The 7,857-nt window shown below is 40.6% G+C and carries 9 protein-coding genes; 7 read left to right on the forward strand and 2 right to left on the reverse strand.

Translation table 11 applies throughout. The features are described 5' to 3' along the window. Positions 1-180, reverse strand: a 180-nt coding sequence (locus tag QAI40_RS15995) for a metallophosphoesterase family protein (protein ID WP_304511822.1), incomplete at its 3' end; no start/stop codon positions are given. Positions 181-589: 409 nt separating this feature from the next. Between QAI40_RS15995 and QAI40_RS16000 the strand changes: the two genes are divergently transcribed. The 4 genes from QAI40_RS16000 to QAI40_RS16015 all read left to right on the forward strand — a co-directional run bounded on the left by QAI40_RS16000 (position 590) and on the right by QAI40_RS16015 (position 4,715). After that, on the forward strand, positions 590-1,759 hold the full coding sequence (locus tag QAI40_RS16000) for an extracellular solute-binding protein (protein ID WP_304511823.1): 1,170 nt from the start codon (positions 590-592) through the stop codon (positions 1,757-1,759). Positions 1,760-1,898: 139 nt separating this feature from the next. Continuing rightward, the gene (locus QAI40_RS16005) at positions 1,899-2,987 is read left to right on the forward strand and encodes an ABC transporter ATP-binding protein (RefSeq protein ID WP_299983012.1); all 1,089 of its coding nucleotides are present in this window, start codon (positions 1,899-1,901) and stop codon (positions 2,985-2,987) included. Next, positions 2,980-3,873, forward strand: a complete 894-nt coding sequence (locus QAI40_RS16010; RefSeq protein WP_299983015.1) for an ABC transporter permease — start codon at positions 2,980-2,982, stop codon at positions 3,871-3,873. The genes QAI40_RS16005 and QAI40_RS16010 overlap by 8 nt, the downstream gene beginning before the upstream one ends. Further along, positions 3,870-4,715 carry an ABC transporter permease gene (locus QAI40_RS16015; RefSeq protein ID WP_299983018.1) on the forward strand — a complete coding sequence of 282 codons (846 nt, stop codon included), beginning with the start codon at positions 3,870-3,872 and terminating at the stop codon, positions 4,713-4,715. The genes QAI40_RS16010 and QAI40_RS16015 overlap by 4 nt, the downstream gene beginning before the upstream one ends. Before the next feature lie 417 nt (positions 4,716-5,132). Here QAI40_RS16015 and QAI40_RS16020 read toward each other — a convergent pair whose 3' ends face one another. Beyond that, positions 5,133-6,263 (reverse strand): Fic family protein, encoded by a 1,131-nt coding sequence (locus QAI40_RS16020; RefSeq protein WP_304511824.1) that lies wholly within the window; start codon positions 6,261-6,263, stop codon positions 5,133-5,135. 384 nt (positions 6,264-6,647) lie between these two features. Here QAI40_RS16020 and tnpA point away from each other — a divergent pair, with 384 nt between their 5' ends. The 3 genes from tnpA to QAI40_RS16035 form a co-directional block, all read left to right on the forward strand. After that, on the forward strand, positions 6,648-6,962 hold the full coding sequence (gene tnpA, locus QAI40_RS16025) for an IS66 family insertion sequence element accessory protein TnpA (RefSeq protein WP_304511825.1): 315 nt from the start codon (positions 6,648-6,650) through the stop codon (positions 6,960-6,962). After that, positions 6,962-7,309 (forward strand): IS66 family insertion sequence element accessory protein TnpB, encoded by a 348-nt coding sequence (gene tnpB / locus QAI40_RS16030; protein WP_304511826.1) that lies wholly within the window; start codon positions 6,962-6,964, stop codon positions 7,307-7,309. Before tnpA ends, tnpB begins: the two co-directional genes overlap by 1 nt. 43 nt (positions 7,310-7,352) lie before the next feature. Further along, on the forward strand, positions 7,353-7,857 hold a 505-nt coding region (locus QAI40_RS16035; protein ID WP_304511827.1), incomplete at its 3' end, for an IS66 family transposase zinc-finger binding domain-containing protein.

Consider the following 7,857-nt stretch of genomic DNA (forward strand, 5'->3'; position numbering starts at 1 on the left):
GATCGCTTTTAAAAAGCGTTTTGCCTCGATATACTCATCTTTCAGTCCATCGGTTGTATTGTCTCCGGTATTGATAACGATATCGGTGTCAAATGAATTGATCTTTTTTATCAGAACCTTGTCGTTTCCCTCCCAGTGGCGGGGGCCGAAATGAAGATCTGAGATGTGTAAAACATTCATGCATAACTCCTGGTTAGCAAAAAAGGTCGTAACACTTTAAAACAATACACCTAATTTATAACTATATTGATGAATGCGCAATGACTATATTCCAGCAATTCTAAATATGTCGCTCAGAGCGATACCTGTTTTTTTGGCCAGAGTTATTATTTTAAAAGTTGCACTATGGATAAGAACTATGTAACCTGTGGGAGTATCAACATCGAAGACTGTAAAATCGATGGACTGGAAGATGAGTATACAAAGGCTATCGTTTCTTAAAAGTCTTTTAGTGTAAAATGATTTTTCGGGGCAAAATTTTACCGATTACCGGTGCAATTCCGGTAAGAAGGGACAACGCAATGGCATTCCACGCCTTGTATTTGTTTTATTATTGCCATTTTACTCACACGTAATTAAGGAGATGAAAATGGGAAAAACAAGTCAAAAAGAAAAAGACACCAACACTATCACCAGACGGTCGTTTATTAAAAAATCGACGGCCATGGGTCTGGGAGTGTATGCAACTGCGGGTATGGGCCCCTGGTTTATTAAAGATGCTTTGTCATCTTCAGGCAACTTGAATCTTTATACCTGGCCGGATTACTCAAAACCCGAAGTCATCAAAGCCTTTGAAAAATCCACTGGCATCAAGGTCAAGGTAACCAACTACTCCTCCAACCAGGAGTGCATGAATAAATTGCGTGCTGCCCGCGCCAAGGGATTCGATATTGCCCAGCCCTCCCTGACCGAAATCACACTGCACATGGAATTTGAATTGTACCAGGCAATGGACGAAAGCAAAATTCCAAACTTGAAAAACCTTGAACCCTCCTTCTATGAATCATCCAAAGAACAAGGGGGTGTTATCGATGGCAAACGCATAGGTCTGCCCTATGACTGGGGCACAGAGGCGATCACCTTTAACACGGATAAACTTAATTATAAATATGGTGAACTATCCTATGGAACCATGTGGGAACCTGAGTTTAATCAAAAAGTGACCTGTCGGCCGCATTCGGTATTTATCGGTGCCGGATTATACTTGGATGCCATAGGTCAGGTTCCTTCCAACAGGATGTACGATACGTATAAAGATGAAACAAAAATGCGTAAAGTATATGATGAAATTCTCAAGTTCTTGATCAGCAAAAAAAAGAATATCAAAATGTTTTGGAATAATGCCCAGGATCACCAGTTGGCATTTTTACAGAATGGCTGCTTAATTGGTCAGACCTGGGACGGTCCTATTTTGACCATGAAAAAGGAAGGTAAACCTGTTACCTACATGGCCCCAAAAGAAGGCGCCATGACATGGGTTGACTCCATGAGTATTGTCAAGAACGCCGAGAATTTAGAGCAGGCCTATGCCTTCATCAACTGGGCTTATACACCCGAAGCCGGGGCGATCATGGCAAAATCTACCGGTTACAACAGCGTTGTAAAAGGCGTTGATGCTCTGTTGGATGCAAAGACCAAACAGGGTTTTAATGAAGCCTATCCAGGCAATGCTCTTGAAAATTTATGGTGGTATCCGAATGAACAACCGTGGTTTGTTCCGGCGCGTACCGAATACAGAGATAAATTTCAGGCAGCTTAAATCAAGGGGAAAAAAGGCCTCTGCCCTGTTCCGGGTTTTCCGAAAACAGGGTCTGCGGCCTTTTTTGTCACCAAGAAGAAACAGATGATAGAAAAGAGACGATTGTCTCAAAATTATAACTATGTAAGGAATTTATTGGATGGGGCAAGATGTTGAACTATTGGATGTCAGCATGCGTTTCGGAGAGTTTTACGCAGCTCGTAATATAAATGTACATATCCAGGCCGGGGAGTTTTTCAGTTTTTTAGGACCGTCGGGTTGCGGCAAAACCACATTGCTACGTCTGATTTCAGGCTTTATGGATCCCAGTGAAGGGCAAATAAAGATAGGCGGCAAAGACATGCGCGGGATTGGATCGAACATTCGCCCAACCGCCATGATATTCCAGAACCTGGCACTTTTCCCCCTAATGACGGTAGAGAATAATATCGGATTCGGTCTGGAGGTGCGCGGCGTGCCAAAAGCAAAACGAAAAAAAAAGGTGGAAGAACTCATTGAGCTTGTGGATCTTTATGGAACCGGCGATAGAATGGTCAACGAACTCTCCGGCGGGCAAATGCAGCGTGTGGCCATCGCCAGGGCTCTGGCTGTGAATCCTGCTGTTTTACTGCTTGACGAACCATTGTCTGCCCTGGATCTGAGGCTGAGGAGCCAAATGCGCGCTGAATTGCGCAATATTCAACGTCGCACCGGGGTCACCTTTATTTATATTACCCATGATCAGACCGAAGCGTTGACCATGTCTGATCGTGTGGGGGTGATGTCCATCGGCAAACTGGAACAGGTGGCAACACCCGATGTCATTTACAATAATCCTGAAACGATTTTTGTGGCATCCTTTGTCGGTGAAAGCAACATTATTCAGGGCGATATCATAAGTATTGATGGTGACTATGCGGTTCTTAAAACAACATCCGGGTCATTTTTTTGTAAAAATCCGCAACACATGGGCCAGGGAGAGACCGCCACTATTTTTATCCGGCCGGAGACCGTATTTTTAGCAAAAGAACCCAATGCAGATAACGTATTGACCTGCCGTACGAAGAACTTAAGTTTTGAGGGCGCCTATGCAGTGGTAACTCTTACGACCGAACAGGGTCAATTATTAACCATGCGACTCAATAATGATGGTACAGTTCCCCGGATCGAGGAGGGTGAAAATATCAAAGTGCGGTTCAGCCGGGAAAATGCTTTTTTATTAAAAAATGGAGGCACCCCAATTGCGTGATTTCTGGAATACTGCGTTAAGGGACCTCGGTAAAATAGGCGTCGCCTATATTCTGATTACAGTGGGTACCTGGCTGGTGTTCATGATTTTAATACCCCAGCTTATCATGTTTGATTATTCGTTAAGACCGATGTTGCCTTTGAGAGAACTCGGCGGGCCCAAAGATGTATGGACCCTGAAAAATTATATGGTGTTTTTTTCCAATAGATTGCATATGGCGATTTTTTTTAAAACCATCTGGTCCAGCCTCATCGTAACAGTGGTAGCCCTTGTAATCTGCTATCCCATCGCCTTTTACCTTGCCAAAGTGGCCCGTGGTGCCAAAGTCGGTTTGTTGATGTTGGGATTGATAATACCGTATTGGATCAATGAATTGCTGCGTCTTTTTGCCTGGCAAATAATCTTGGCAGATTTAGGCATCCTGAATCAATTGCTCATATTTCTTGGGATTATTGTTGATCCCATTAATTTTCGTATGGGCAATGGGGCAGTTATTCTGGGGATGACCTATGCCTATATTCTTTTTATGGTTTTCCCAATATACAACGTCATGGAGAGTTTGGACTCAAATCAGCTTGATGCGGCCCGGGATCTTGGCTCATCCTGGCTGCGCATTCACTATAAAATTGTAGTGCCACATGCCAAACCCGGAATCGCCGTAGGCTGCACCATGACCTTTATGCTGGCAGCAGGAACCGTTGCAGCCCCACAGCTTTTGGGCAGCCCCAGCAGTTTTTGGTTCACCCAGGTGATCAACACTAATTTTGAGTGTGCCAACTGGAATCTGGGAGCAGCCTACGCAACAGTCTTAATGCTGCTTTGCGTTATGTTTATGTTTATTATGCTTAAAATATTTAAAGTCGGTTTGAAAGAGCTTACCCAATGAAATCATCCAACTCAATTTTCAGAATTATAATCGGCGCTTATCTGGTCCTGTTTTTCGCCTATATGTTTCTGCCGCTTATCTTTATGACGATTATTGCCTTTAATGCCAATGAAATTCCCCAGATTACTCCCTGGAAGGGGTTTACACTCATGTGGTTTGGAGAACTGGCCAAAGATGACCAGATGTGGAGTGCCCTTTGGAACAGCTTTATTGTTGCATTTTCAGTGGTCGCAATATCTGTACCCATCGGGCTTGGGGGGGCCCTGCTGCTGACCCGGCTGCAGTTTAAGGCCCGGAATTTTGTATACGGAGTCCTGGTTTCACCCATCCTAACGCCGGGTATTATCCTGGGAATTTCAACATTTTTGTTCTGGGACAGTTATATGAATATCCCTGGCGGTTTATGGACCGCCATTCTCGGCCAATCGACCTTTATATCCTCCTATTGCATGCTTCTCATCATGTCCCGGGCCCAGCGCTTTGACCTGACCCAGGAAGAGGCAGCCTTTGACCTGGGAGCAACCCATCGTCAAGTGTTCTGGAAAATAACGCTGCCCTTTTTGAGACCCGCCTTGATCTCGTCCATGGCCCTGGCTTTTATGCAGTCTTTTGATAACTACAACACGACCTTGTTTGCCATTGGTGTTGAGCAAACATTGCCGATTTATATTGGCACCAAATTACGTAGCTTTATCAGCCCAGCCATGAACGCCTTGGCCGTAGTTTTTATCATTCTGACGGTTATCGGTGCGATTGCCTACGAGTACAGACGGCGACGCGAAATGATCAAAGCAGGGGTGAAGATAACTCCCGTACCCGCTGCTCCAGTTCTTCGTATGTGAGCTTTTCAGACATGATTCCCCTCTGTGTTTATTCGGTTCTCGAAAGTTGCCAGAAATTGCATTTTTCTTGACTTCTCAAACATTTAACGAATCAAATTCGTATTTTAAGCAAACTCAAGTTACACTAAACCTTATAACACAAAGGGAACAATATCTTAGCCTGATTTCCTCATGCGCAATAATGGTATCATCAGTCGCGAGCAAAATTGAAAATTGGGGCATGACTTCCAAAAGAAATACTCAGGGCATCGGACCCGGGCGGCAGCGACTATTATAACGTGAAGGGCTCAGTTTTTTAAAATTCTTCAGAGCACCACATCTGGTATTAACAAACTTTCCCTTTCAGTTTCAGATTTTAAAATCAATTATGGGAATTAAAAAAACGAAATTGATCAATAAAAATATACAACGAAGGTATCAATAAAATAGTTTGAGATATCGCTGGAAAATGTATTTTTTATTTCGCTTGTTGCCGGTATATTCAACAATAAAATTTTCTTTTTCTAAGGTCTTTAATACGTTTCTGATTGTTCTTTGATTCATTGACAGAGCTTTCTCAATTTCTTTTACATTCAATGCTGGTTTTTGGTAAAAGAGCTCTAAAATTTTATTTGTATTCTCAGCCCTGCCTCCAAGGCTAATAATAAAACTATCAGTTTCTTTTTTTAGTTCTAAAATTAGAATAAAGGTCTTTTTCCCATCATCTGCGGTGTCTATAACTGCATTTAAGAAAAATTTTACCCAATGCGAAATGTCATTTGCCACCCGGACTCTCGATAGAGCGTCGTAATAAGAACTTCTATGTTTTTCAAAAAAACTGGAAAGGTATAATGACGGCTTCTTCAAAAGTGAAAAACCAACCAGATAAAGTGTAATCAATAAACGCCCGACTCTCCCATTTCCATCTAAGTATGGATGTATCGTCTCAAACTGATAATGAGCGATCGCTATCTTTATCAAATGAGGTACATTTATGGCATCGTTATGTAAAAATGATTCAAGGTCACCCATTAGACCGGGGATTTCTGTATGATGCGGTGGAATATATATAGCATCTGATAAATTAGATCCACCGATCCAATTTTGGCTTGTTCTAAAATTTCCCGGTGATTTATGCTCACCTCTCACACCCTGCATTAAGATTTCGTGTGTTTCGTTTAATAAGCGATTCGAAATGGGCAGCTTTTCAAGTTTATTAATTGCGTAGTGCATAGCATTAATATAATTTTGGACTTCCTGCCAATCATCTCGTTTTTCAAGTGCAATATCCTCTTCTGGAAGCAGTGCCTCATCTATATTTGTTTGAGTTCCTTCTATTTTACTGGAAGTATTGGCTTCTTTGATAATATGCATTTGAATAAAGAGGTCTATATTGGGCACAATAAGTGTAAAAGCATTTAACTCTCCCAGTTTTCGTGTTGCTTTTTCCAGTAAAACATTCAAAATCGGGTCGTCCCAGATCCATGTTGTATTTATTTTTTCTGGAGAAAAACTTTTATATTGATATTGTTGCTTATTAGTTCCTGCTTTAAAATTGCTAAAATTCATTATTCTGCCAATCGATTTTCCGTTAATATTTTTATACAGAAATATAACTCATTTTTTTTCCTTATGCAACTTGTTTTGGAAAATTAGTTAGAAAAATTTCCGTATGATATTTTATGTGGAAATTTAACGCTAAACATCTGCGGTTCACCCGTCAGCATGTTCATTGTTGGAATTAAGTGTTGTGTCCTTGGGTTTTTGAATTTTGTAAAATGATATTTTGTGGACCCAAAATGTAAACAAACACAATTTCAGAGGGATTTTCAGAACTTTGTTCAATATTTTCAAGCTATTAGTTTGGTAAGCGCTCAATAAACCCCATCTTATAAAGATCAATAAACCATGTCATATTAAGCTGACTTTTCAAATCAAGGAGGCTTAAATAAAATGTTAGCAATCAAACGAGATGTTGATAGACAGCGTCAGCAGTTTTGGCAAGAACATTTGAAGAAATGGTCAGAATCAGAATTAACCCAGAGAGAATATTGTCGGATTAATAATTTAAAAGCATCAAGGTTTACCTACTGGAAAACAAAGTTTAACAGGACAAATCTTCCGGTAGAATTCATACAGCTACCTGACCATCCGATGACTACAGGTGTTCTCAAGCTTAATGTTGGTGCAGATTTTCAAATAGAAATCCCTGATGGTTTTTCAAGGTCTACTTTTGAACAGGTACTGACTATTTTGAGAGCATTTTAATGTTTCGCTTGCCGTCAAATATTAAAGTCTATCTGGCTGTGGGTATAACAGACATGCGTAAATCAATAAACGGATTATCTGTTCTGGTAAGTGAGCAAATGGAACTGCCTGTTTTTTCAGGTCACTTATTTGTTTTCTGTAATCGCAAAAAGAATATCATTAAGGTTTTGTACTGGGATAGAAACGGGTTTTGCTTATGGCATAAAAGGCGTGAAAAAGATTGCTTTAAATGGCCTGAAAGTAGAAAAGAAATTATGGCTATAAGCAAGCAGGAGCTCTCCTGGTTAATAGATGGAATTAATATTTATCAAGCCCATAAGCCCTTAAAATATTCTGCTATTTTTTAAGATAAAACTATGAAAAGCCGCGTGGTTATGGTATATATAGGGCATGATCAATCAGGGTTACAAAGACATAAATGATGTTGATAAGCTACATAATATTATTCATAGTCATGAATCTCAAATCAATATTCTACAAGAACAAATTAAATGCCTGACAGATAAAATTTATGGCAGAAAATCAGAGAAGACTTTAAACAGCTCTTATCAACAACTTCCATTGTTTGGCATCCCCGAACCTGAGCTTCCTGTTGCGGATGAACCTGAAGAGACAATAATAACCTCACATAAAAGAAAGAAACGCGGACGTAGGCCATTACCAGCAAACCTGCCACGCATAGAAGTCATCCATCAACTAAAAGAAGAAGACAGACTATGCAAATGCGGATGCATTAAATCTCGTATTGGAGAAGAGATATCAGAGCAACTTGATTATATTCCTGCCAAAGTACAGGTTATAAAAAATATTCGATACAAATATGCCTGTAAAAATTGTGAAGGTACTGAAGATGATGGACCAACTGTATCCATTGCAAGGATGCCTGGACAGATTA

The sequence above is a fragment of the Desulfobacula sp. genome, from assembly GCF_030611305.1.
Lineage (GTDB): Bacteria > Desulfobacterota > Desulfobacteria > Desulfobacterales > Desulfobacteraceae > Desulfobacula.

Bases quoted from the DNA above. Each gene is read 5' to 3' on its own strand.
- QAI40_RS16020 (WP_304511824.1), bottom strand. From the start codon at position 6,263: ATGAATTTTAGCAATTTTAAAGCAGGAACTAATAAGCAACAATATCAA.
- tnpA (WP_304511825.1), top strand. From the start codon at position 6,648: ATGTTAGCAATCAAACGAGATGTTGATAGACAGCGTCAGCAGTTTTGG.
- QAI40_RS16015 (WP_299983018.1), top strand. From the start codon at position 3,870: ATGAAATCATCCAACTCAATTTTCAGAATTATAATCGGCGCTTATCTG.
- tnpB (WP_304511826.1), top strand. From the start codon at position 6,962: ATGTTTCGCTTGCCGTCAAATATTAAAGTCTATCTGGCTGTGGGTATA.
- QAI40_RS16000 (WP_304511823.1), top strand. From the start codon at position 590: ATGGGAAAAACAAGTCAAAAAGAAAAAGACACCAACACTATCACCAGA.
- QAI40_RS16005 (WP_299983012.1), top strand. From the start codon at position 1,899: ATGGGGCAAGATGTTGAACTATTGGATGTCAGCATGCGTTTCGGAGAG.